Genomic DNA, 21,285 nt, shown 5'->3' with positions numbered 1-21,285 from the left:
ACGAGGGATACCCGGAAACGGCGGACGCCTCGGGATGACGGACGCCCCGGAACGGCGGACGCCCCGGTTGCCATGGGGATCCGGCGCCCTGGGGATGACGGACGCCCCGAGACGACGGACGCCCCGGCCACCGTTCCGGGGCATCCGGGGCGTCCGAGGCGTTTCGTTTGTGCTGCCGGTGATCGGGCGGGGGAAGCCGGGGGTCTACCGCCCGCCGTTGTACGGCCCGTACGGTCCGTCGCTGCTGGAGCCGCCGCGGCGACCGCGGCCGCCGCCCGAGACCTGCCGGACCGCGGGGCGCACGTCCACCATGTAGACGATGGTCGCGATCAGTCCGATGACCGGCAGGAAGGACAGGATCGAGAACAGCCAGTTCACTACGAACGCGATGGCCAGGATGATCAGCCAGAACGGCTTCGTCTGCTTGCTCGCGGCCCGGTACGCGTCCTCCCGGCGGATCGCCGCGTCCACCAGCGCGAACCCGCTGAAGAGGATGAGCGCCAGACTCAACAGCGACATCAACCCTGCGAAACCCTGCATCAGCACTGCACAACACCGCCTGTTCGACCGGCCGCCTACACGGCCACGCTACCGAAAGAACGAGCCGGGCACCCAGGAGGTGCCCGGCTCGGCCCGATCCATCCGTACCCGGTGGGACGGTGAAACGGTGAAGTCCTACTTCCCGGCAGGCGGCGTGTTCTTCTTCGCCGCCGTGCTGCGCGGCGCGGTGCTCTTCCTGGCCGCCGCGGGCTTGGCCTCGGCCTTCACCTCGGACTTCGATCCGGGCGCGGGCGCGGAGGCGGAGGCGGGCTTGGCGGCGGTCCTGGGCTGCGCGATCCGCGACTCGGTCCTGGCGCCGGGCTTCGGCGCGGCCTTGCTCCCGGCCCCCTGCTTCGGCGCGGCCTTGCTCCCGGCTCCCGACTTCGGCGCGGTCCGGGGCGTGGCCTTGCCGGCCGTCCTGGTACCGGGCTTCTGCCTGGCCGGGGCCTCGGGCTCGACGACCGTGCCGAACACGACGATGTCGTCGGCGGCCTCGCCCCGCCACTGCCGTACGGACTGCTCGCCGCGCTCGGCGACCTTCTCGTACGTCTCACGGGCCCGGACCGCGTACTCCGCGGCCACGCCCACACTGCGCAGTGCCAGATCCTGCGCGGTCTCACCGAGCTTCTTCAGGTCGGTGTCGAACGCCCCGATCACCTCGTTGACCTTCGCGGTGACGCTGGCCTGCGCCTCCTTGGCCTGGGTGGTCACGCGGTCCTGGACGTCCTTGGGGTCGGTGTTGCGCACCGCGTCGATACGGGCGGGCGCCTCGGCCTGGAACTTCTCCAGCAGCGCGGGCACCTTGCGGGCCTGCTGCACGGCGAGGTCGGCGGTACCGGCCGCGAAGTAGAGGGGGGTCGGGTCGGTGAGGGTCTTGCGCAGGTCATCGGTGATGGCCATGACTGTGGTCCTCCCGGATCAGTTCTGCTCGTGGTCGTCGTCGCGTACGTCTGGCACGTCACGTACGTCTCGTACATCTCCGTGCGCTTCACGTACTTCACGTACTTCGTGTACTTCACGCACTTCGTCAGCGTCCGTCACTTCAGACGCCTCATGCGCCTCCCGCGCCGCACGCGTGTCGTCCGCTGCCCGCCGGGGCCGCTGGGCGGCACCACTGCCGTCCGCCGGGCCGGTGTCCGCCGTGCCGCGCGGCGCATCCGGTGCGAGTTCGAGCCCGTTCTCCTTGCGGAAGGACTCGTAGATCTGGAGCAGCACCTGCTTCTGGCGCTCGGATATGGAGGGATCGGCCAGGATGACGGCACGCGTCTCCAGCTCGTCCCGCTCCTTCTCGTCAAGGATCCCGGCCTGGACGTACAGGGTCTCCGCAGAGATCCGCAACGCCTTCGCCAGCTGCTGGAGGATGTCCGCACTGGGCTTGCGCAGACCGCGCTCGATCTGACTCAGATACGGATTCGACACCCCGGCGGCATCGGCAAGCTGCCGCAGGGAGAGCTGCGCCGAGCGCCGCTGCTCGCGCAGGTACCCACCGAGATTGCCGACGTTGAGTGATGCCATAGGACGATGCTGCACCCATGTCGCTAACTTTTGCAAGCAGGCGCTTGCAAAAGTGTTACGCGCCACGGTGGCCGGGGGTTGTGACTGAGCACGGTAGGTGTCGTCTGAGCGCGACATATGTCGCATCAGCGTGGTTGATCGTGCCCAAAAGGTCGCACGTTCACGATTACGCCGGTTCGAGGAGCCGCACGACGGGCAGCCCCGTCTCGCCTCCGACTAGGCGCAGGGCAACTTCGGCGCGCGCGGCCAGGTCGAGAGGGGCAACCTGCTGAACTTGAGCGGCGTGGACGATGCGGTCCAAACCCGCTCCGACGAGTGGGGCTGCGGTGCGCAGAGAAGCATGCAGGGCCACCCCTTGCGTGGCTCCGCCGTGCAGCACGATGTTGCGGGTGCGATACAGACGACGCAGCGCGATGCGATAGGTGCCCATGACCTCATTCAGGACGCGGCGCGGATCTGCCAGCAAAGCAGCCATCCGCTCCGCCGCCGGGCGGTCGCTGTGCTTCGTGCGGGCACCCGAGAAGTCGAAGGCGTCCACACCCGAGACGCGCAACACATCGGAGAGGCAAGACGCACGGTCGAGGTTAGTCCTGCATGCCGCAAGGCGCTCGGACAGAGCGTCGGGACTCTGCGGCTTGTGCCGGTGGGCGAGCGCGGTCAACTCGGCCCGGGGCCAAGAGCAGGCGATGATCACCGCAAGACGGTCGGCGGCGACCGCCTTGCCGGAACGCTCAACTTCCTGAGGGTCGTCCGGGTGGGAGAGGAGTGCCTCGACGGCGGCCCAGGCGCCGGCGACGGCAGGCCCGAGAGGGCCCTGGTTGACCGGTGCGGCCAGTTCCAGCGCGTCGTCGATGCGACTGCGGGATTCATGGATGCGGTAGAGGTGCCCCTCGTTGACCAGCGTCAGTACGTCGGCGCCCCTGGCCGGCGGGGTGACGGGAATCGGCTGCGGGTGTCCCGCGACCCAGATGTACGGCAGCGGGACGATGCCCCCACGATTCCGGCGCAGGAACGAGGACCGGGCGACCATGCGCTCGATCATCTGGCGGGCCTGCTCGGCGGCCCCATAGGCATCCAGCGCGGTGAACTGGTATAGGAACCCCCCACCAGACCGAATGCCAGCGGTGTCGTGTCCGTGCTCGCGAAGCCAAGCGATCACTTTCCCCTTTGGCATCCAGTTCGCCAATGGTTCAGCGAGATCTCGCTGCGGAACGCTGTGCAGTGCGATCAGGACGTCGAACGAGCGGGGAGAAGATCGTGCAAGGGCCGCGGCACTCTCGGCGATGCGGACTGTGTCCGCTCGCTCTGCGTACAGCCCCTGCGCCCAGGCCAGCAGATGACTCGCGCTGTACCCGAGGTCCAGCAGATGCGCGGCAACAGTGCGTGAGAACCGCTCAGGGCCGGGGCGACTGCTACCAGCGACGGCGGCAGTCCAGCGCTCCAGGTAGCCCGAGCGTGCGTGATCGACGATCTCCCGCAGACGGCGTCTGGCCGGGCTCGGGTCGGGCAGAGGAGCGCTCAGCAGCGCGGTGATCTCCTTGCGCAGCTCACGCTCGCCCAGCCCCCGGTCCGGGCCGATGAGTGCGCGCAGTTCGGCCCGCTGCCAGTCGCAGGCCGCAGGCGACAGTACGCCCTGGGCTTGCCAGGAACCGGCTTCCCACAGTTCCTCCAGCGCCAGCACCGACCCGATGTCCCACAATCTCCGGGCCCATGGAGTGCCTTCGTCGGTGAAATAGTCGATCATGCGTGCGAGCGCGTGTCTCGCATAGGAGTCGGGTGCGAAGTGTGATGATGCGTTCACGCCGGGTACCGTAGCGGAGCTCTCCCCTGGCGTGCTAATCTCCTGGAAGACTTAAAGGGGCACTCGCCAACTATGGCCACTGCCCCTTTCTTCTTGTCCTCTTTCGGTGATCGCGTCGAGTTGTGAGCATCACGGGAAGACCGGGGCGCAGAGCATCCTGCGCCGACTGGTGAGCACGACATCGTGGCCACCCCCAAGATGGCCTCCCACCGTCGCGTGGGGGAGAACCTCGCGGTCTTCGACTTCGCACTCAGTACCGTCGGCATGGCCGCCATCAGGGAACTCGACGAGAACGCCTCCACGTGGCTGGCGTACGACGACCCGCGGATCGTCGAGATGGTCATACCCTGAACCCGGGCACGGCTGAGAGGACGGTGACAGTGAAGGCGACTGTTTTCCCGCGAGCTGCTCACGTCGTGTCTTGGGAAACTCTCCTCACCGGATGCGGGAAGAAGCCAGCACGTCCAGACGACGTCGCGGTGAACTGGTAGGTACGCGCGTGCTCGAGTATGTCGGCCGGCGGATCGCCATTCTCGATGATGACGGCCTGCCCGGGGAACTCGAGCATGTCGCGGTAAAAGCGCTCCACCACCTGGGAGGTGATGGTGACGTCCTCTCCCACTGGTTCCCGGTAGGTCACCACCGGTGAGTCCAGCACCACGAATCCAAGCCGGGGTCCGGAGACATCGAGGGCATACCGGGCGAGCGCGGTGGTGAACGCGGCGTGCAGAACGGAGCGGACACCTTTGCCTCGACTGGACCGGTCGCGTCCTCCGGCACGGATCTCCGCACCGTACTGGTCGTACTCGGCGTACTCCACAGCCGGCACCTGCCAGGTTTGCAGGGTGCGCTGGAGGGTGCGGTCGAAGGCGGTCAGGAATCTGCTGGGAATATGGCCGGGAGGCCGGTGCGTAGCCAGGGCGCCTGCCCCGTCGAGTCGTGAACGGCGCTCTTCGAGCTCTGCGATGCGCTGTTGGAGGTCGAGTTCCCGCTCCACAGTGGATCGCGCCTGAAGGAGTTCGTCCAGGTGTGCGCGATCGGGGCCGGTCTGGTCCTCCAAGTTACTGATCTCAATAGCCAGTTGATCCATCTGGTTGTGCAGCGACAGGCGGTCCGAGTGAAGCTCCTGAGCCTGGGTACGCAGATCGGCGATGGTGGGCAGCAGGTCGGTGAGCAGGGCGAAGGTCTTGGCCGTCTCGGCCTGAACGGCAGCGTGCAGCTGTGTGGTCTCCTGGGCGCCGTGGCCGGGGTTCTGGTGCTGGGTTTCGGCGCCGCAGAACACGCAGGTGCCGACGCGGAAGTAGCCGAGCAGGCTGCCCGCCTCGGCGACCATGGCGAGCCGGTCGAGGTCGGAACGGTACTGCCGTTCCAGCAGTCCAAACCGCTCCAGAAGCTCGGTGACCTCGGCGAGACGTTCCTCTGTCCGAGCCAGTTCCTTAGTGCTGTGCATACGTTTCGTCACCGCGGCAAGGTGGCGGTCGGCTGCCGCCCGGAGAGCCTGGGACCCCGTGTCGATCGAGGTCTGGATCCGGCGCTGGCGTTCGCGGAGCTGAGTCTGGTTCTCCTGCGTGGTCAGCTTGGCCTGGAGATCGAGCACGATCTGGTCGATCAGGGCGATGTTGCTCTTGTTGAGGCGCCGCTGACCAGGGTTCGGCCCGGTGTCCACGACGGGGTCGTCATCGTTGGTGAGAAGGAACTTCAGGACGGACTTCGCCGCGGTGCGCCCACTGGAGGCAGCCGAGCGGAAGACGGGCGACAACGGCTGCCACATGCGTGTCTCGGTGATGACCGAAAGATGTACGAGATCAGTGAGCCCGAGCGACCGCGTGTCACCGGCCTCGTTCTTGCGGATGCGCACGCCGTCGAGACCGAGCTCACCCAGCAGAAAGAGAGCGAGGCTGTGCGTGCTCCGCGCGGTATGGGTGGCGGTCAGCACAGCGTCGGAGGGCTGGGTGACAAGGTCCCTGAAGTCGCCTCGGTGCAGGTGAACGGCGCCCGAGTCAGGCGTACGCAGCAGGGTGACCACCTGGTCGTCGGGCAGCCGCAGTCCCAGCAGGATCTGGCTGTACCCCTCGGCCTCGGGGATGCGCGAGGGGCTGTCGCCGCCGAGCATGTACCCGATGGACTCGACGATGAAGGACTTCCCGCTGTCCGACGCCCCGTAGACGACGGTGAGGGCGTCGTCGAACTCGACGCGGGCGGTGGGCTTGCCAGAGCCGGCGTAGGTGAGGTGGAGCAGCCGCAGGTCAGTCATGGCGCGCCTCGGATCCGGAAGACTCGGGGCCACCCGCACGGCGGCCGGTGACAGCGTGTGTACCGGCCCGTACGTCCACCCCGGGCGCGTACTCCCGGACGACCCACTCAGCGCGCTGCCGCAGGTTCTCCGCGTAGGAGGACTGGAGCACGTCTACGAACGCGGGGCCCTGACCGGTTGCCAGGTAGGCAAGGCCGTCCGGGCCGGCTTTGATCTCGGCCAGGCCTGCCCGGACGAGCACCAGGAGCGCCTGCTCCAGCACGGCGCGCTTCATTCCCAGTTCGCCCTCCCGGCCGGGGAGGTCGGGGTGAAGGCTGGGCGGCCCGCTGAACTCGCCGCTGTGGAGCAGTGCGTAGTCCAGGAGGACGAGCTCAGCGAGGTCGAGGGGCTCGGGATGGCTTTCTGACAGGAGAGCAAGCGCACGCACCCCCACCTCCAGCGGACTGTTGAGAGGGTTCATGATTCTCCTTCCGGGCACCAGATCAAGCGGTCGGCGTTCGCCAGGTGGTGGCACGCCCCCACTCTGTCCTTGGAGCGGACGAACGGGCTGAGGACCGTCTGTGTAAGGACGATGCTCCCAGCGGCCTGCAGTGCGGCCTGCAAGCGGTCCCACCCCGAGGCGTGGGTGGCCGCGGCGACCTCCACCACGATGTCGTTGATGTCGTCGAGAACCGCCTCAAAGTGCCCTTCGGGCGTGCGGTCGCGTGCGAAGAGCCGCAGTGCCTCGGCGGAGTAGAATGCCTCCCGCTGACGCCGCAGGTGCTCACGGGCCACTGCATGTGCGACGACTTGCTCCAGCGAGCTCATGGACTGGCCCCACCGCTCCCGGTAGACGTCCATCAGCTGCTGGATGTAGCGCGCCTCGATCGGCTGATGCTCCGGCGGGGGAGCCATCGGCTCGGGTCCACCTTCCACCTCCTGATGGGAGAAACGGGCAGACCAGTGAGGCGTTTTGCGGTGCTGCTCAAGCATCCCGTCCATGTCGACGCACTCGAACATGGAAAAGTCCGTCGCCGCCGCGAGCTCCGTCACCTCATGGCGCTTCTCCACGCTGAGGTCGGTGAAGATCTTGTCCGTGGTGGAGGCGAGCTCCTGGAGAAACTTCTCCCGTGCCTCACTGGGCTTGGCGAGCTGGCGGACGAGTCCCCGGGAAATGATGGGCGCGGTGAAGACGTAGCGGCTCGGAACCGTGAAATGCCGATCAACCGCCGCAGCGAACATCTTCCGAATTTCGTGCGCGGCAGTCCCCCACGCCAGCCCGTTGCTGTAGTGCTTGCACTGGTAGTTGTGCCACTCGCCTTCCAGCCGCTGCGGGGTGAGGTAGCCCGCTACGTCGATGCCGTGATCGCCCGAACCGCCATGCCGTTCGACGAGGTGATAGTCCACGTCCAGTGCCGGCACCCACTCCTTGACGAACTCCTCGAACTGATCGGGGTCGTAGAGAATGACGAGCTGCTTCGGGGAGGGCAGAGGCATCGTGCGCAGCTGCGGAGGCAACAGCGTCAGAGGCTGCCGGTCGACGCTGCCGCTCGCCACGCACTCCTCGTCCACACCGCCCCCGTTTCCATAGCCCGGTGATCACCGACCGCGACACCGTGATATCACCACCGTGACGTTCCCCGGAAGACCGGGTCCAACTCTGGCAGGGCTGCCTCAATCGAAGCTGGACACGTCCTGTGCCGCCCAGCAGGAGGACAGCACCGTGAACCGGGGTACAGGGTTCGGCGACGTACACCCTCAGACGTGGCCCGGGGGGGTCCCCGAGGGGCATGGTCAGGGCCGCGAGCGTGAACCGGCCGATCTCTTGATCCGCGACGTGCCAGGTTCTGGATCGGCAGACTGCGCTCATCTCCAGTGTCCCGGATGCGCCCTGCTCGGCACGTTGTCTGCGACCGCTGCCCTCAGCGGCGTCGAGATCCATGCGGGTCGACGCAAGTAGATGCTGAGCGCACGGTCGTCCTCACGTAACCGCTGCACAAGCGGGGCCAGGAACTCCCGCGCCTCGTCCAGCTCCGTTGTTGCGAGCAGGCCCTGCTGAATACGGCCGGCAAGAAGAAGACCTCCAAGCCCTACACCGTGCCGTCGCAGGGGCTTCCCGGTGGGCGCTGGGCGCATTTTCGCGGAGCGGCATTGCCCGGTTCCGGGCCTGCACGATGGCAACGTCGTCACCGCTGGTGGTGCGGGCGTCGAGTCTGACATGGTCATGACGTACCAGAGGGGGCGGGCCTCTCACGAAGGTCTGGTCAAGGGAGAAGGCGGTGTCTCGAACTTCTCCGGCACCTGCCACCGGTTCTCCCACGGCCGTCATGACGAGTGGATGGGCCCCGATGGCCTCTTCTTTGCGGCGGAGTCGTCGCTGACCACGACGCGACACCCGTCCAGCGCCATACGCTGGGCGCATGGCTGAATCGTTGCCTCCCGTGGTCACGGGCGTGTCTGCGGGTCGGTGGCGGTCGGGCAGCCGGTTCGCGACGCGCCTGGGACGCCGTACGCTGCTGGACTCGTCGTACCTGCTGACCGCACCGGTCAGTGCCGCGTTCGGCCTGTTGCTGGTGCTCGGCTCCCTGTGTCTCAGCGCTGTCGGGCCGCTGTCGTCACCAGTCAGGGCTGTCGCTCCGGAAGTGGCGCGGTGGGCGGCCGACGTGGAACGGTGGCGGATCGCCGTGGTGCGCTTCGGGGCGGGCGAGGCACAGGGCGCACGCCGGCGTCCGGGGCAGGCGTCCGATCCGGGGCTGTGGCTGGACGTGGCGCACACGCTGCTGGTGATCCCGGTCGTCGTGGTCACGTCGGTGGTGACGGTGCTGTGGTGGTTCGTCGGCCTGGCCGCAGTCACGGTTGCGCTACGCAACCCGTACGCGACGTCCGACGCACTGCGGCCGATGAACCTCTATGCGGGCAGTTCCCAGTCCCACGTCGCACTGAGCCTGGGGCTGACCTCGCCCGGCCAGCGGATCGCCTTCGGCGTCACGGTCGGCCTGCTGACGCTGGCCACCCTGCCGCTGGTGACGCGCGCGTGCGTCACCGCCCAGGCCGGGCTGGGGAAGATCCTGTTGTCCGACCTGTCAGCGCTGCACCGCAGGATCAGCGGGCTGGAGCAGGAACGGGACACCGCCCGCGCACAGACCCTCGCCACGGTGACGACCGAGGCGGCGGCCCTGCGCCGGCTGGAACGCGATATTCACGACGGCCCCCAGCAGCGGCTGATTCGACTGGCGATTGAACTGGGCCGCGCCCAACGCCACTTCGACAGCAGACCGGACACCGCCCGGGAGGCGCTCGCCGACGCGATCGTTCAAGCACAGGAGACGTTGGAGGAGTTGAGAGCCCTGTCGCGCGGGATCGCCCCGCCGATACTCTCCGACCGGGGCCTGCCGACGGCGCTCACCGCACTGGCTGAGCGCAGCGTCGTACCCGCCGGTCTCGACCTCGTGCCCCTGAACCGCCGGCCCGATCCCGCAGTCGAGACGGCTGCCTATTTCGTGGTGGCCGAGGCCCTGACCAACGTGGCCAAGCACAGCCACGCCCAGCGGTGCACGATCGGCATGCGCCACAGTCAGGGGCTCCTGCGGGTCTGGGTGACGGACGACGGCCGCGGTGGAGCGGCCATGGCCAAGGGACACGGCCTGCGCGGCCTGGACGACAGAGTGCGCGCGGTCGGCGGCCGGCTGCTGACGTCCAGCCCCGACGGCGGCCCCACGACGATCACCGGAGAACTTCCATGGCTCTGACCTCGGCCGAATCGGCTCCCGGACCGACTCCCGCATCGGCTCCCGAATCGGCCGGTGGAGCACCGCCGGACCACGCGGCCGTCCGTCCGCTGCGGATCGTCGTGGCCGATGACGCGGTACTGCTACGGGAAGGCCTGGTCCGCCTGCTCGCCGATGACGGCCACCAGGTGGTCGCGGCCGTCGGTGACGGCCCTGCCCTGGTCCAGGCCGTACTCACCCATCGCCCGGACGTATCGATCGTCGACATACGGATGCCGCCGACCCATACGGACGAGGGCCTGCGCGCGGCGATCGATGCCCGCGCGCAGCTGCCCGGCACCCCCGTCCTGGTACTCAGCCAGTACGTGGAGGTGTCCTACGCCGCCGAGCTGCTCGCGGACGGGTCGGGCGCGATCGGTTATCTGCTGAAGGACCGGGTCGCCCGGGTCGAGGAGTTCCTGGACACCCTGGACCGGGTCGCCCGCGGGGCGACCGTACTCGACCCCCAGGTCGTCTCCCAGCTTCTGGCCGGGCAGCGCCGCGCTGCCCCACTGGAGGCGCTGACCGTACGGGAGCGTCAGCTCCTGAGCCTGATGGCCGAGGGCCACTCCAACACGGCCATCGCCCGGCAACTGGCGCTCTCCAACAGCGCGGTGGAGAAGCACATCGGCAACGTTTTCGCCAAGCTCGGCCTGCCGCCCGACGGCACTCAGCACCGCCGAGTCCTCGCCGTCCTCGCCTATCTCCGCTCCTGACCTGGCCCGTCCGCCGATGCCCGGCGAGGCGTCACAGGCCGCCTTCGTAGAACCCCAGGAGTGCCGGCGCCGGCTCCGCGGCGGTACCCGCGTTGGCCACTGCGATGACGAGCACCATCAGCGCGAGCAGGGCCGAGAGAACGCCGAACGACCTCATCGTGCGCCGGGTCCGCCCGTCCGGCCGGGCCGTCGCGGCGAATCTCCGCCACGCCAGCACGCTCAGGCCGATCAGGGCGACCGCCACGGCGGACGCCAGTACGGCGAGCACCGCGTGGTACCGGCCGAAGTCGTCGACCATCACCTTGAGGGCAGCCGCGTTCTGGCCGTGCGTGCTCGGGTAGTGGGCCAGGCCCTGCTTGATCTGATCGACCGCACCGGCGAATCGGCCGCTGGGGGCACCGAGCGGGAGCAGCCCGGTCGCCGAGGAGAAGGGTGCCATCGCGCCTTGGACATTCGCCATCAGCGCCGCCAGCGACACCAGCGCGAGCACGCTGACGAGGACGGCAGCCAAGGCGAGGCCCCTGCCCTCGGCCCCGGGACCACCGGACGCCCCGGGACCACCGGACGCTCCGGGACCACCGGGCCTCAAGAACGCCTTCCAGAGCCTGACCGCGAGGGCGACGAACACGATCAGCAGGGCCGCCGCCAAGACGCCCTTGACCACGTGGAAGCGGAACCAGTAGTCCACAACCCTCTCCAGGTCAGGGGGAAATCTCCGGTTCCCGGACTTCCAGTACCTGACGAACGCCGGGCTCAGGGTGTCGACGAGGTTCCGCTGCGAGGAGAACCCGTCCTCCGTCCCGATCGCCGCCAGCCTGCCCGGGACGAGAACGAAGGCGGCACCGAGCGTCACGGCGAGCACGACGAGCACGGCCGGCGCCCGACCGGGCACCTTCGCAGATCGCGGCAGGGCCTTATGAGTGTGCATGGAGGGTCCTTCGGCTCGATCGGGCACGGGGCAGCCCGAACCATGTGCCGGGCGGCCCCCTCGTCATGCCGGTCACGATGTCGCGCCGTCGACCACCCCGTCACTGAGGTATGCCATCCACTTGGGGTGTGGCCCGCCACACCCCCGGCCGAGCAGAGACGATGCAGCCCGTCGCGGCACGGCGGCACTTCGCTCGCCCGGACCGCGCACGGTGCGGTCGGCTCTGCTGGAGTGGCGCTTCACCGTCGACGGCCACGAAGCCTTCGGCCGGAATCTCGCCTTCCGGGCCGCCCGGTCCTGGCCCTGCTCGCCTCGCGGACCGACACGCCGCTCGCCTCGCGGACCGACACGCCGCTCGCCTCGCGGACCGACACGCCGCTCGTCTCGCGGACCGACACGCCGCGACAACTTGCCTGCGGAAATTGAGTTGTCGAACCTCCTACCCCCGCGGGCTCGTCGCCCTATGGTTGGCCGATGGGCGCACACCGAATTGACCGACCGGCCGATCTCGACGTGGTCCGTGCGTCCTACGACCGGGTGGCCGACAACTACGCCGAGATGGTCGCGGCGACGGGAATGGGCGACATCCGTCGCCATCCCTGGCTCAAGGCATCGATCGACATCTTCGCCGACACCGTGAGCGGACTCGGGCCCGTCCTCGACGTCGGCTGAGGGCCTGGAACGGTGACCGCCTACCTCGCCGAACGCGGTCTCGACGTGTCCGGAGTCGACCTCTCGCCCGGCATGATCGAAAACGCCCGGCGTCGGTATCCGCACTGCCGCTTCAGCGTCTCCTCCGCCACCGAGCTGAGCCTCGAAGAGGCGTCCCTCGGCGGCGTACTCGGGTGGTGGTCACTGTTCAACCTCCCGCGCAGCGTCCTCCCCCAGGTCCTCGCCCTGTTCGCGCGGGCGCTGAAGCCGGGCGGACACCTCATCACCGGAACGCACGTCGGCGACGAGGACGCGGTACGCACGGAGGCCTACGGAGGTGTGGCCGTCCGCTGGACGACGCACAAATGGCGGCCGGAACAGTTCGTCGACTTGATCGAGCAGGCCGGACTACGCCCCGTCGCCGAACTTCAACTCCCGGCAAATGAGTTCAGTGGGCCGGGTGTGGTCGTCATGGCCAAGCGCCCCGCCTGAGGCCGAGACGCCGAAGGCAGCCAGGGGCTCGTGCCGGGACCCACGGCCTGACGCCCCACCAGGCCATCGGGGAAGAACCGCCCCCGACCGCCCCCGGAAGGCACAGTTGCCCCGGCCCATGGTGCGCACTAAGGTCGCTGGGATGACTGCCGGGTCGGCCAAGGGCCATTCACGAGTGGGACGCCCGGCCTCCGCGTGAGCGCGAGGCGGGCAAGAGCCCCGCCCGCCTTCCATGTCTTTCGTACCGACGCCCTCGCACGGCGTCCTACCCAGCGGATTCAAGACCTGGAGACATGCCTCGGATGCCACTCGAACAACAACAGCAGGACGCGTACCCCACGTCGGCGACGGCCGGCGTCCAGTTGAACCACACCGCCATCTACGCCAGTGACCGTCACTTGTCGGCCGAGTTCATCGCGACGATCCTGGGTCTGGAAGTCAGCGCCCCGTTCGGCCCCTTCCTGCCGGTCGACCTCGGCAACGGCGTGACGCTCGACTACTACGAGAAGCGTGACGAGCCGATCCAGCCCCAGCACTACGCGTTCCTCGTTCCCGATGAGCAGTTCGACGGCATGATCGCCCGTCTGGACGCGGTTGGGGTCATCTACTACGCCGACCCCGGCCACACCGAGCCCGGCCGGATCAACCGTCTCTTCGGCGGACGCGGCGCGTACTTCGACGATCCGGAGGGCCACAACATGGAGATCATGACCCGGCCCTACATCCGCCCCTAGAGGGCCGCCCGGCCGTGAAGGCGCCGCAGGTCACGGCCCCCGCCCTGCCCACACGTGTCCAGGGCAGGGCGGCGCGGCCGCGGCCCCTGTCGGTGGGATGTCGGTGCTCAGCGGCGGTGGCCGGTGATCCGTCGGTGATGTGTCGGTGCGCGAGGGGATGGTGGGTGCCAGGCCGCTCCCCCCGGGGTCGCCGCCACCGTCATGCCGTTTCCGGTCGAAGGAGCCTGCCCCCATGCCGCCGATGTCCTCCGCCCCGCCCTGGGATGTTCACCGACTGCCGCGTGCCGAGGGGCGTGTCTTCCTGGTCACCGGGGGCAACGCGGGGATCGGGTACTTCATCGCGGAGCAGCTCTCCGCGACCGGGGCCACCGTCGTGCTGGGCTGCCGGGATCCCGCGCGCGCCGAAGCCGCCCTTGCCTCGATCCGCTCGCGGGTGCGTGGTGCGGAGGTGCGGGCCGTACGGATGGATCTCGCGGACCCGGCGTCGCTCGGGGCGGTGACGGAATCCTTGGGCGTACGTGCTCTCGACGCCGTGGTCCACAATGCCGGTGTCGCGCTGGACGACCCGCCCCGCCAGGAGACCGGGGACGGGCATGAGCTGATGTTCGGCACGAACCACCTCGGGCATTTCGCGCTGACCGGGCTGCTGATGCCGCTGCTGTCGGCCGCCCCTGCGGCGCGGGTCGTGACCGTCGGCAGTTTCGCGGCGAAGTCGGAACGGCTGGACCTGGACGACCTCCAGTCACGCCGGGACTACCGGGCCAAGCGCACATACGGGCGGTCCAAGCTGGCCCAGATGTATTTCGGGCTCGAACTGGACCGCCGTCTGCGCGCCGCCGACAGCCCGGTCGAGAGCGTGGTGGTCCATCCCGGCGGTGCGCTGGACTCCCTCACCCCGCCCCGCCCGCCGGTCCATACGCGGAGTCTCGGCGCCCGGCTCGGCGCGGCGCCCGTGGGTCTTCTCGTCCAGGGCAAGCACGCCGGGGCCTGGCCGGCGGTGCGGGCGGTACTCGATCCGGCCGTCCACGGTGGGGAGTTGTGGGGGCCACGCGTCTTCGGCCTGCGGGGCGCACCCCGGCGGGAAGCGGTGTGGAGCCATCTGACCGACAGCGCTGTCGCGGCACGGCTGTGGGAAACCAGCTGCCGGCTGACCGGCGTCGATCCCGGCGAGCAGCTGCGGGGGTAGCGGGAGGGTCCGGCCGTCTCACTGCGCCGGCGTGTGCGTCGTCCCCCCGGAGAATTCCTCGGTGCCGAGTACCCGCAGCAGTTCCAGCCGCTCGCGTGTCTCGGCGTCGGCCGGGGTGAGGACCAGGAGCATCTGCCCCTGGTCGGGTGTGACCAGGGTTTCGCAGTCCATCAGCAGGCTGCCCACCCGTGGGTGCAGCAGGGTCTTGCGGTCGGCGCGCCTGACCGCCACCTGGTGCTCGGCCCAGAGCCTGCGGAAGTCGCCGCTCGCCGCTCGCAGCCGGTCGACGAGTCCGGTGACCACAGGGTCACCGGCCCGCCGGCCGGCGGTCGCGCGCAGGTCGGCCACGAGCTGACGGGCGTGTTCCTCCTGCTCGGCGACCGGTCGGCCGTCGCGGGAAGCGGGGTCGGTGAACCAGCGGTACACGACGTAGCGCCGGTCGCCCGAGAGGCCGGTGTGGTCGCCCGCCAGCAGGACGGAGGCCCGGTTCTGGGCGAGTGCCTCGCCCAGGTCAGAGAGGACCACGGCCGGGGTGTCGCCGAGCAGGTCGAGCATCCGCACCAGGCCGGCGCGGGCCAGCCTGGCCACCGCGTCGACGGGCGGTGGCCGGTGGCCGGCCAGGTGGAAGAGATGGCCGCGCTCGTCGTCGGACAGCCGCAGCGCCCGGGACAGCGCACCGAGCAGCTGGGGCGAGGGCTGACTGCTGCGGCCCTGCTCAAGACGGACCACGTAGTCCACCGACATACCGGCGAGCATGGCCACCTCCTCCCGGCGCAGACCGGTGGTACGGCGGCGGGGACCGTCGGAGATACCGACGTCGGAGGGGCGGATCGCCTCACGGCGGCGGCGCAGGAAGTCGGCGAGCTGGTCCCGTTGCATGGCTCCATCGTCGCCCGCGGCGGGCGGGCCGATCCAGGGAGTGGCGCTCCCATGATGAACACTCCGCTGCCGTACGGCGCCGCACAGGCGCAAGGTGGGGAGAAGATCCATGGCGAAGGCCACGAAGGCTCCGAATGCCATGAATGCTACGAACACCGCAAAAGTAATGAACACGACGGACGGAAGAGAACGTGATGCAGACACGGACACTGGGCAGTACCGGTCCCGCCGTCTCCGCGCTGGGCCTGGGCGCGATGGGGATGTCGGGCGCCTACGGAGAGGCCGACCGTACGGAGAGCATCGCCACCGTGCACGCCGCGCTGGAGGCCGGTGTCACGCTGATCGACACCGGCGACTTCTACGCCATGGGCCACAACGAACTGCTGCTCGCCGAGGCGCTGCGCGGACGGGACCGGGACAGCTACCAGCTGAGCGTCAAGTTCGGTGTGCTGCGCGGCCCCGACTCCGGGTTCGTCGGTGTGGACGGCCGGCCCGAAGCGGTGAAGAACTTCCTGGCCTACTCGCTCAACCGGCTCGGCACCGACCACGTCGACATCTACCGTCCGGCCCGGCTGGACCCGGCGGTCCCGATCGAGGAGACGGTGGGCGCGGTCAAGGAGATGATCGACGCCGGGTACGTACGGCACCTCGGCCTCTCGGAGGTCGACGCGGCGACGGTCCGCCGGGCCCACGCCGTGCACCCGGTCGCCGACCTGCAGATCGAGTACTCGCTGATCTCCCGCGCCGTGGAGGCGGAGGTCCTGCCCACGCTCCGGGAACTCGGCATCGGCCTGACCGCGTACGGGGTGCTCGGCCGTGGCCTCATCTCCGGGCACTGGTCGGCCGGTCACACCGCGGGTCCCGGCGACAGCCGCGGCTCCAGCCCGCGGTTCGCCGACGGGAACGTGGAACACAACCTCGCCCTCGTGGAGGCGCTGCGCCGGGTGGCCGGGGCGAAGGGATGCACCGTCGCCCAGCTCGCCATCGCCTGGGTGGCCGCGCAGGGCCGGGACATCGTGCCGCTGGTCGGCGCCCGCACCCGCGAGCGGCTGTCCGAGGCACTGCCGGCGTTGGCGGTCGACCTCACCGCCGACGACCTCGCCGAGATCGAGAAGGCGGTACCGGCGGGCGCGGCGCGCGGGGACCGGTACCCGTCCCCGCTCATGTCCGGCCTCGGCGTGGGGAACTGAGAGCCGTCCGGTCGGGCATACGGCACCGGCCCGTAGAAACTCCCCAAGAGACATCCACTCAAGAAACAGAATCCCTCATGGGCACCCCTTATAGGAATCCCTTCAGGAAGCCCATATAGGCAACCCCTATAGCACCCGCTGTTCTTACGTCTTTGCCCCTGGCTCTTTCGCGGACGTACCGTCGAACACATCGATGGGACGCCACCGCGATTTCTCCGGAACTCTTCCCCAGAATTCGCGCTCCGCGCACATCGAAACTTTTTCCGTCGAGCGGATACATACGCCATGGAGAGGACCGGTGGCATGACCACAGTCGGAGAGACATCAGGAAAGCGGGATTTCCCGGGAAACCTGGAACTCGCGGGAAAGCGGGCCCTGGTCACCGGCGGCTCCCGTGGGATCGGGGCGGCCGTCGTGCGCCAGCTCCTGGACGCGGGCGCCGAGGTGCTCACGACCGCCAGGTCGGCGACGAGCACGGTGCCGGAGGGGGCCGGCTTCGTGGCGGCCGATGTACGGACACGGGCCGGGGCCGAGGCGATCGCCGCAGCGGCGCAGGAGCGGCTCGGCGGGGTGGACATCCTGGTCCACAACGCGGGCGGGGCGGCGCCGCGCGAGGGCGTCGCGGCCATCTCGGACGAGGAGTGGCAGGACGCGCTGGACCTGAACTTCCTGGCGTCGGTACGGCTGGACGCGCTGCTGGCACCGGGCATGCGGGAACGGCGCTCCGGGACGATCGTCCATATCTCGTCGGCCGCGGTCCTCACCCCGGTCGGATCGTTCCTGCACTACGTGGCGGCGAAGGCGGCCCTGGAGACCTACAGCCAGGGGCTGGCATCGGAGCTGGCCCCGTCCGGCATCCGGGTCAACACCGTGTCCCCGGGCAGAACCGCCACCCCCGGCGGCGTGGCGACCCGGGAGCAGTGGGCGGAAGTCACCGTACGCATGGGCGGGGCGCCGGCCCTGACCAACGCCGACGACATGCCGCCGCTGGGGCGCGAAGGGCAGCCCGACGACATCGCCAACGCGGTACTTTTCCTGGTGTCCGGGCGGGCGAGCTGGCTGACCGGGAGCAATATCATCGTGGACGGCGGAGAATTCCCACGGGGGTAACTCAACGAGGGTAACTCAAGCAATCAAGAAAAGTCGCTTTCGTGGAATCCGGTTACGGAAGAATCCGGCTACGGAAGAACGAATTCAGCGGCGGGCCTGGACCAGCTCTCCTGGCGCAGCAGTTCAAGCAGCGCCGTCTCCGCCGGGCCCGCACCCTGCCGCAGTACGGCGATGACGGGCTGGGACACGGCGGGGGACACCGGGCGTACGAGGTGCTCGTGGCCGTGCGGCACCGTGGAGGCCGGGACGAGCGTGACCCCCAGCCCGTGGGCGGCCCAGCGCACCGCTGTCGCCGTCTGGGACACGCGGGCGGCCGTGACCGGGGTCAGGTCGTTCTCCCGCAGCACGTTCAGGAGCACACCGTCGAGCGCGCTGTCACGGTCGAACCTCACCCATGGCTCCCCCGCCAGCTCGCTCAGCTCGACCCGGTCCGCGGCGAGTTGCCGGTGCCCGGCGCCCAGCACCACGGCGAACTCCTCGTCGCCGAGGTGGTGGGCGTCGGCGGGGCTCTGGTCGCATGCCGCCATCAGGGCGAGGTCCAGCACACCCCGGCGGCAGAGCCGGTCCAGCTCGGCTGAGCTCGGCTCCTCGAAGACGGTGACCTCCAGCTGCGGGAAGCGGCGGCGCAGCGCACCCAGCGCGCCGGGCAACTGCCGTGTACCGAAGCCCATCTGAACCGCGACCACCAGCTCGCCCGCGACATCGTCCGCGCCGGCCCGCGCGGTCGCCCTCGCCCGCCGCGACGCGTTCACCGCGACCTCCGCCTCCCGCAGGAACGCCCGGCCGACCATGGTGGGCACCAGCCCGGTCGGCGTGCGGGCGAAGAGCTTCACACCGAGTTCCCGCTCCAGGCCGCGGATCTGCTGGGACATGGACGGCTGGGCGACATGCAGCAGTTCCGCCGCCGCTGTCACCGAGCCCTCCTCGGCGACGGCCAGGGCGTACTCGTACTGACGAAGGCTCATCGGCTCCCGCTCTCATCGCCGCGGTGGACCGTGGCCCACCGTGCCGCACGCGTCGCGACGAGAGTACGAACAAGGGCGGCCGCGGATTTACTCCGGGCCCAGGTGCAGGTGCAGGTACAGGCCCAGGTCCGGTAGGCCCGGATCCGGATACAGGCCCGGGTCCGGGTTCAGCATCGGCTCTTGAGTGACTGACTCAGTCAGTCTAATGTGACCGCATGCGTGGACGGATGCCGATGCGGCCCCTGGAGGAGATCGCCGACGCGGCGGTGCGGGTGTTCCTGACGCGGGGGTTCCGGTCCGCCGGTATCTCCGATGTCGCGGACGCGCTCGGGCTGAGCCATGGCGCCGTCTACACCTACGCGAAGAGCAAGCAGGCCCTGCTCCACCTGGCACTCGTGCGGGTGCTGCGGCCGGACGAGGTCGCCGGTCTCGCTGTGCCGGTGCCCACACCGGAGGCCAAGGAGGTCATCGCGCTGGCCGAGTCCTGGGCGGGCGACCGGGCCGCGCTGCCGCTGCTGGCCAGGGTGTCGGCCGGTCCGCCCGGACTGCCGGCCACCGCGGAACTGGGCTCCGTGGTGGACGAGTTGTACGCGTTCGTCGAGCAGAACCGCCTGGTGCTGCAACTGGTCGAGAGCTGCGCCGAGCAGCTGCCCGAGCTGGCCCAGTGGTACTTCGTGGAGCGGCGGCGCGCGATCGTCGGCCGGCTCTGTGCGTATCTGAACGCCCGGATCACGGCCGGAGTGCTGTGCCCGGTCCCCGATGTGCCGGCAGCCGCCCGGTTCGTCGTGGAGACGGTCGCCTGGTTCGCCATGCACCGGCACCACGACCCGGACTCCCGGATGCTGACCGACGAAGGCTGCCGTCGCACCGTGCACCAACTGCTGGTGGCCGCGTTCCCCCCTGTGGAGGCAAGCCATGGCAGACACCGCTGAACGCGCCTTACCGAGTACACACTCCGACCCCGGCCGCGCGGCGATGGCGTGGCGCCCGGTGCTGCTGGTCGCCACGGCCGTGGCGGTCGTACACCTGGCGGTCGCCACCCGGTACGGCTGGCACCGTGACGAGTTCTACTTCGTCCTGTGCGGCCGCCATCCGGCATGGGGTTACGCCGACCAGCCGCCGCTGACCCCGTTGCTGGCCCGGTTCGCCGCCGAACTGCCCGGTGGTGTGCTGCCGCTGCGGGTCCTGGCGGTGGCCGCGCAGACCGGGTGTGTCGTGCTCGCGGCCCTGCTCGCCGCCGAGTTCGGCGGTGGCCGCCGCGCCCAGACCCTCACGGCCGCCGCGATCGCGTCCTGCCCGGCCTTCGTGGCCGCTTCGCTGCTGTTCGGTACGACGGTGGTGGACCAGGTCGTATGGACGGCACTGCTGGTGCTGGTCGCCCGCGCGCTGCGGCTGCGTACCGCCGGTTCCTGGCTGGCCGCCGGGGTGACGGCGGGCGTCGGCCTGGAGAACAAGGACACCGTGGCCGTTCTGCTGGCCGGGGTCGTCGTCGGTCTGGTGCTGCTGCGGCGCGAGGCGCTGCGTACCACCGGGCCCTGGCTCGCCGCCGTCGTGACGCTCGCACTCGCCGCGCCGAACGTGGTCTGGGACGCCCTGCACGGCTGGCCGAACCTGCGGATGGCCCGGGTGCTCGCCGCCGGGGAGGGCGGGCCGCTCGGCTCGCTTGAGCAAGTCCCGGTGCTCGCTCTGTTGTTGGCGGGCCCTCTGCTGGTCGCGCTCTGGGTGCTGGGCGTGCGGTGGCTGGCGTCCCCGGCCGGGCGCGCCCACCGGTGGGTGCTGGTCGTCGCGGCGGTGTCGGTCGTGGTGTTCACCGCGAGCGGCGGCAAGGCGTACTACCCGGCGCCCGCACTGGCCGGGCTGTTCGCGGCGGGCGCGGTACGGGTCGAAGCGGCGGAGCGGTCCCGGGGCCGGGTGGGTCGCGTGGGATGGGTAGGTCGGGTGGGCCGGGTGGGCCGGGTGGAATGGGTGGGCCGGGTGGGGCGGCCGGTGACGCTGGGGGTCTCGGCGCTGCTGGCGCTCGTGATCGGGCTGCCGGTCCTGCCGGTGCATGCGTCCGGTGTGGTGCAGCGGGTGAATCCGACGGTCATCGAGACGTACGGCTGGCCGGGGTTCGTCACACAGGTACGGCGGGCCGCCGCCACACTACCGCCCGGAACACCCATCTTCACCAGTAACTACGGCGAGGCGGGCGCGCTGACGATCCTGGGTCCGGCCCAGGGCCTGCGGCAGCTGGTGGTGAACGGACAGAACCAGTACGCGCTCTGGGGTCCGCCGTCCGGACGGCCGGATGTCGCGCTCTGCGTGGGCGAGTTCAGCCCCGCCGCACTGCACCGGGCATGGGCCCGGGTCACGGAGGTCGCTCCGGTCCGGATGGGAGGAGTGAAGGACCAGGAGACGCAGTTCCACGCGGCGATCTACGTCTGCCGGCAGCCGCGCGGCAGCTGGGACCGGCTCTGGCCCTCCCTCGTCCACTACAGCTGAGGCCGCACCGCCCCCACGGCCCCGTCCACTACAGCTGAGGCCGCACCGCCCCACGGCCCGTTCACGACAGCTGAGGCGGCCGCCCCGCGACGCGCCC

Annotated in this window: 19 protein-coding genes and 1 pseudogene; 10 read left to right on the top strand and 10 right to left on the bottom strand. The window is 69.8% G+C overall.

What is annotated here, in order from left to right; genetic code table 11:
* Positions 1-204: 204 nt before the first annotated feature.
* From ACWGKJ_RS07450 to ACWGKJ_RS07435, 4 genes are all read right to left on the bottom strand, one after another.
* Positions 205-546, bottom strand: coding sequence for a DUF2516 family protein (locus ACWGKJ_RS07450; protein WP_385021178.1), 342 nt, complete (start codon positions 544-546; stop codon positions 205-207).
* A 129-nt stretch (positions 547-675) separates the two neighbouring features.
* Positions 676-1,440 carry a hypothetical protein gene (locus ACWGKJ_RS07445; RefSeq protein WP_385021181.1) on the bottom strand — a complete coding sequence of 255 codons (765 nt, stop codon included), beginning with the start codon at positions 1,438-1,440 and terminating at the stop codon, positions 676-678.
* Between the two features lie 18 nt (positions 1,441-1,458).
* The gene (locus ACWGKJ_RS07440) at positions 1,459-2,055 is read right to left on the bottom strand and encodes a helix-turn-helix domain-containing protein (protein WP_385021184.1); all 597 of its coding nucleotides are present in this window, start codon (positions 2,053-2,055) and stop codon (positions 1,459-1,461) included.
* A gap of 166 nt (positions 2,056-2,221) precedes the next feature.
* Complete coding sequence (locus ACWGKJ_RS07435) at positions 2,222-3,799, bottom strand: integrase (protein ID WP_385021187.1); 1,578 nt, start codon at positions 3,797-3,799, stop codon at positions 2,222-2,224.
* Between the two features lie 240 nt (positions 3,800-4,039).
* On the opposite strand from ACWGKJ_RS07435, the gene ACWGKJ_RS07430 reads away from it, so the two are divergent.
* Positions 4,040-4,207, top strand: a complete 168-nt coding sequence (locus tag ACWGKJ_RS07430) for a hypothetical protein (RefSeq protein WP_385021190.1) — start codon at positions 4,040-4,042, stop codon at positions 4,205-4,207.
* Between the two features lie 58 nt (positions 4,208-4,265).
* Here the strand turns inward: ACWGKJ_RS07430 and ACWGKJ_RS07425 are convergent, their stop codons facing one another.
* From ACWGKJ_RS07425 to ACWGKJ_RS07415, 3 genes are read right to left on the bottom strand one after another with little or no spacing between them, the layout of a single operon-like run.
* The gene (locus tag ACWGKJ_RS07425; RefSeq protein ID WP_385021193.1) at positions 4,266-6,110 is read right to left on the bottom strand and encodes a hypothetical protein; all 1,845 of its coding nucleotides are present in this window, start codon (positions 6,108-6,110) and stop codon (positions 4,266-4,268) included.
* The gene (locus ACWGKJ_RS07420; protein WP_385021196.1) at positions 6,103-6,570 is read right to left on the bottom strand and encodes an ABC-three component system middle component 2; all 468 of its coding nucleotides are present in this window, start codon (positions 6,568-6,570) and stop codon (positions 6,103-6,105) included. Before ACWGKJ_RS07420 ends, ACWGKJ_RS07425 begins: the two co-directional genes overlap by 8 nt.
* Positions 6,567-7,661, bottom strand: a complete 1,095-nt coding sequence (locus ACWGKJ_RS07415; RefSeq protein WP_385021199.1) for an ABC-three component system protein — start codon at positions 7,659-7,661, stop codon at positions 6,567-6,569. Before ACWGKJ_RS07415 ends, ACWGKJ_RS07420 begins: the two co-directional genes overlap by 4 nt.
* Positions 7,662-8,509: 848 nt before the next feature.
* On the opposite strand from ACWGKJ_RS07415, the gene ACWGKJ_RS07410 reads away from it, so the two are divergent.
* Complete coding sequence (locus ACWGKJ_RS07410; RefSeq protein ID WP_385021203.1) at positions 8,510-9,838, top strand: sensor histidine kinase; 1,329 nt, start codon at positions 8,510-8,512, stop codon at positions 9,836-9,838.
* Positions 9,839-9,927: 89 nt separating this feature from the next.
* Positions 9,928-10,572 carry a response regulator transcription factor gene (locus tag ACWGKJ_RS07405; RefSeq protein WP_385021357.1) on the top strand — a complete coding sequence of 215 codons (645 nt, stop codon included), beginning with the start codon at positions 9,928-9,930 and terminating at the stop codon, positions 10,570-10,572.
* Positions 10,573-10,603: 31 nt separating this feature from the next.
* On the opposite strand, the gene ACWGKJ_RS07400 is transcribed toward ACWGKJ_RS07405, so the two are convergent.
* Positions 10,604-11,500, bottom strand: coding sequence for a hypothetical protein (locus ACWGKJ_RS07400; protein ID WP_385021206.1), 897 nt, complete (start codon positions 11,498-11,500; stop codon positions 10,604-10,606).
* 474 nt (positions 11,501-11,974) lie between these two features.
* On the opposite strand from ACWGKJ_RS07400, the pseudogene ACWGKJ_RS07395 reads away from it, so the two are divergent.
* The 3 genes and pseudogenes from ACWGKJ_RS07395 to ACWGKJ_RS07385 all read left to right on the top strand — a co-directional run bounded on the left by ACWGKJ_RS07395 (position 11,975) and on the right by ACWGKJ_RS07385 (position 14,563).
* A pseudogene (locus ACWGKJ_RS07395) lies at positions 11,975-12,643 on the top strand (methyltransferase domain-containing protein).
* Between the two features lie 302 nt (positions 12,644-12,945).
* The gene (locus ACWGKJ_RS07390) at positions 12,946-13,377 is read left to right on the top strand and encodes a VOC family protein (protein WP_385021209.1); all 432 of its coding nucleotides are present in this window, start codon (positions 12,946-12,948) and stop codon (positions 13,375-13,377) included.
* Positions 13,378-13,609: 232 nt separating this feature from the next.
* Positions 13,610-14,563, top strand: a complete 954-nt coding sequence (locus ACWGKJ_RS07385; RefSeq protein ID WP_385021212.1) for an SDR family NAD(P)-dependent oxidoreductase — start codon at positions 13,610-13,612, stop codon at positions 14,561-14,563.
* A gap of 18 nt (positions 14,564-14,581) precedes the next feature.
* Here ACWGKJ_RS07385 and ACWGKJ_RS07380 read toward each other — a convergent pair whose 3' ends face one another.
* On the bottom strand, positions 14,582-15,442 hold the full coding sequence (locus tag ACWGKJ_RS07380; RefSeq protein ID WP_385021215.1) for a helix-turn-helix transcriptional regulator: 861 nt from the start codon (positions 15,440-15,442) through the stop codon (positions 14,582-14,584).
* A 194-nt stretch (positions 15,443-15,636) separates the two neighbouring features.
* On the opposite strand from ACWGKJ_RS07380, the gene ACWGKJ_RS07375 reads away from it, so the two are divergent.
* Together ACWGKJ_RS07375 and ACWGKJ_RS07370 are read left to right on the top strand one after the other, a co-directional pair.
* On the top strand, positions 15,637-16,632 hold the full coding sequence (locus tag ACWGKJ_RS07375; protein WP_385021218.1) for an aldo/keto reductase: 996 nt from the start codon (positions 15,637-15,639) through the stop codon (positions 16,630-16,632).
* Positions 16,633-16,935: 303 nt separating this feature from the next.
* Complete coding sequence (locus tag ACWGKJ_RS07370) at positions 16,936-17,742, top strand: SDR family oxidoreductase (protein ID WP_385021221.1); 807 nt, start codon at positions 16,936-16,938, stop codon at positions 17,740-17,742.
* Positions 17,743-17,810: 68 nt separating this feature from the next.
* Here ACWGKJ_RS07370 and ACWGKJ_RS07365 read toward each other — a convergent pair whose 3' ends face one another.
* A complete protein-coding gene (locus ACWGKJ_RS07365; protein WP_385021224.1) occupies positions 17,811-18,707 on the bottom strand; it encodes a LysR family transcriptional regulator in 897 nt (298 codons plus the stop codon).
* A 215-nt stretch (positions 18,708-18,922) separates the two neighbouring features.
* Between ACWGKJ_RS07365 and ACWGKJ_RS07360 the strand changes: the two genes are divergently transcribed.
* Together ACWGKJ_RS07360 and ACWGKJ_RS07355 are read left to right on the top strand one after the other, a co-directional pair.
* Positions 18,923-19,639, top strand: a complete 717-nt coding sequence (locus tag ACWGKJ_RS07360) for a TetR/AcrR family transcriptional regulator (RefSeq protein ID WP_385021227.1) — start codon at positions 18,923-18,925, stop codon at positions 19,637-19,639.
* The gene (locus ACWGKJ_RS07355; RefSeq protein ID WP_385021229.1) at positions 19,623-21,188 is read left to right on the top strand and encodes a glycosyltransferase family 39 protein; all 1,566 of its coding nucleotides are present in this window, start codon (positions 19,623-19,625) and stop codon (positions 21,186-21,188) included. The genes ACWGKJ_RS07360 and ACWGKJ_RS07355 overlap by 17 nt, the downstream gene beginning before the upstream one ends.
* Positions 21,189-21,285 lie beyond the last annotated feature (97 nt).

Source organism: Streptomyces sp. NPDC054757 (assembly GCF_053612185.1).
Note: the sequence above shows the minus strand (reverse complement) of the source record. Positions and strands in the feature narration are given on the sequence as shown.

Coding starts and splice junctions, on each gene's coding strand:
- ACWGKJ_RS07445 (WP_385021181.1), bottom strand. CDS start 1,440: ATGGCCATCACCGATGACCTGCGCAAGACCCTCACCGACCCGACCCCC.
- ACWGKJ_RS07440 (WP_385021184.1), bottom strand. CDS start 2,055: ATGGCATCACTCAACGTCGGCAATCTCGGTGGGTACCTGCGCGAGCAG.
- ACWGKJ_RS07435 (WP_385021187.1), bottom strand. CDS start 3,799: ATGATCGACTATTTCACCGACGAAGGCACTCCATGGGCCCGGAGATTG.
- ACWGKJ_RS07425 (WP_385021193.1), bottom strand. CDS start 6,110: ATGACTGACCTGCGGCTGCTCCACCTCACCTACGCCGGCTCTGGCAAG.
- ACWGKJ_RS07420 (WP_385021196.1), bottom strand. CDS start 6,570: ATGAACCCTCTCAACAGTCCGCTGGAGGTGGGGGTGCGTGCGCTTGCT.
- ACWGKJ_RS07410 (WP_385021203.1), top strand. CDS start 8,510: ATGGCTGAATCGTTGCCTCCCGTGGTCACGGGCGTGTCTGCGGGTCGG.
- ACWGKJ_RS07400 (WP_385021206.1), bottom strand. CDS start 11,500: ATGCACACTCATAAGGCCCTGCCGCGATCTGCGAAGGTGCCCGGTCGG.
- ACWGKJ_RS07390 (WP_385021209.1), top strand. CDS start 12,946: ATGCCACTCGAACAACAACAGCAGGACGCGTACCCCACGTCGGCGACG.
- ACWGKJ_RS07385 (WP_385021212.1), top strand. CDS start 13,610: ATGCCGCCGATGTCCTCCGCCCCGCCCTGGGATGTTCACCGACTGCCG.
- ACWGKJ_RS07380 (WP_385021215.1), bottom strand. CDS start 15,442: ATGCAACGGGACCAGCTCGCCGACTTCCTGCGCCGCCGCCGTGAGGCG.
- ACWGKJ_RS07375 (WP_385021218.1), top strand. CDS start 15,637: ATGCAGACACGGACACTGGGCAGTACCGGTCCCGCCGTCTCCGCGCTG.
- ACWGKJ_RS07370 (WP_385021221.1), top strand. CDS start 16,936: ATGACCACAGTCGGAGAGACATCAGGAAAGCGGGATTTCCCGGGAAAC.
- ACWGKJ_RS07365 (WP_385021224.1), bottom strand. CDS start 18,707: ATGAGCCTTCGTCAGTACGAGTACGCCCTGGCCGTCGCCGAGGAGGGC.
- ACWGKJ_RS07360 (WP_385021227.1), top strand. CDS start 18,923: ATGCGTGGACGGATGCCGATGCGGCCCCTGGAGGAGATCGCCGACGCG.
- ACWGKJ_RS07355 (WP_385021229.1), top strand. CDS start 19,623: ATGGCAGACACCGCTGAACGCGCCTTACCGAGTACACACTCCGACCCC.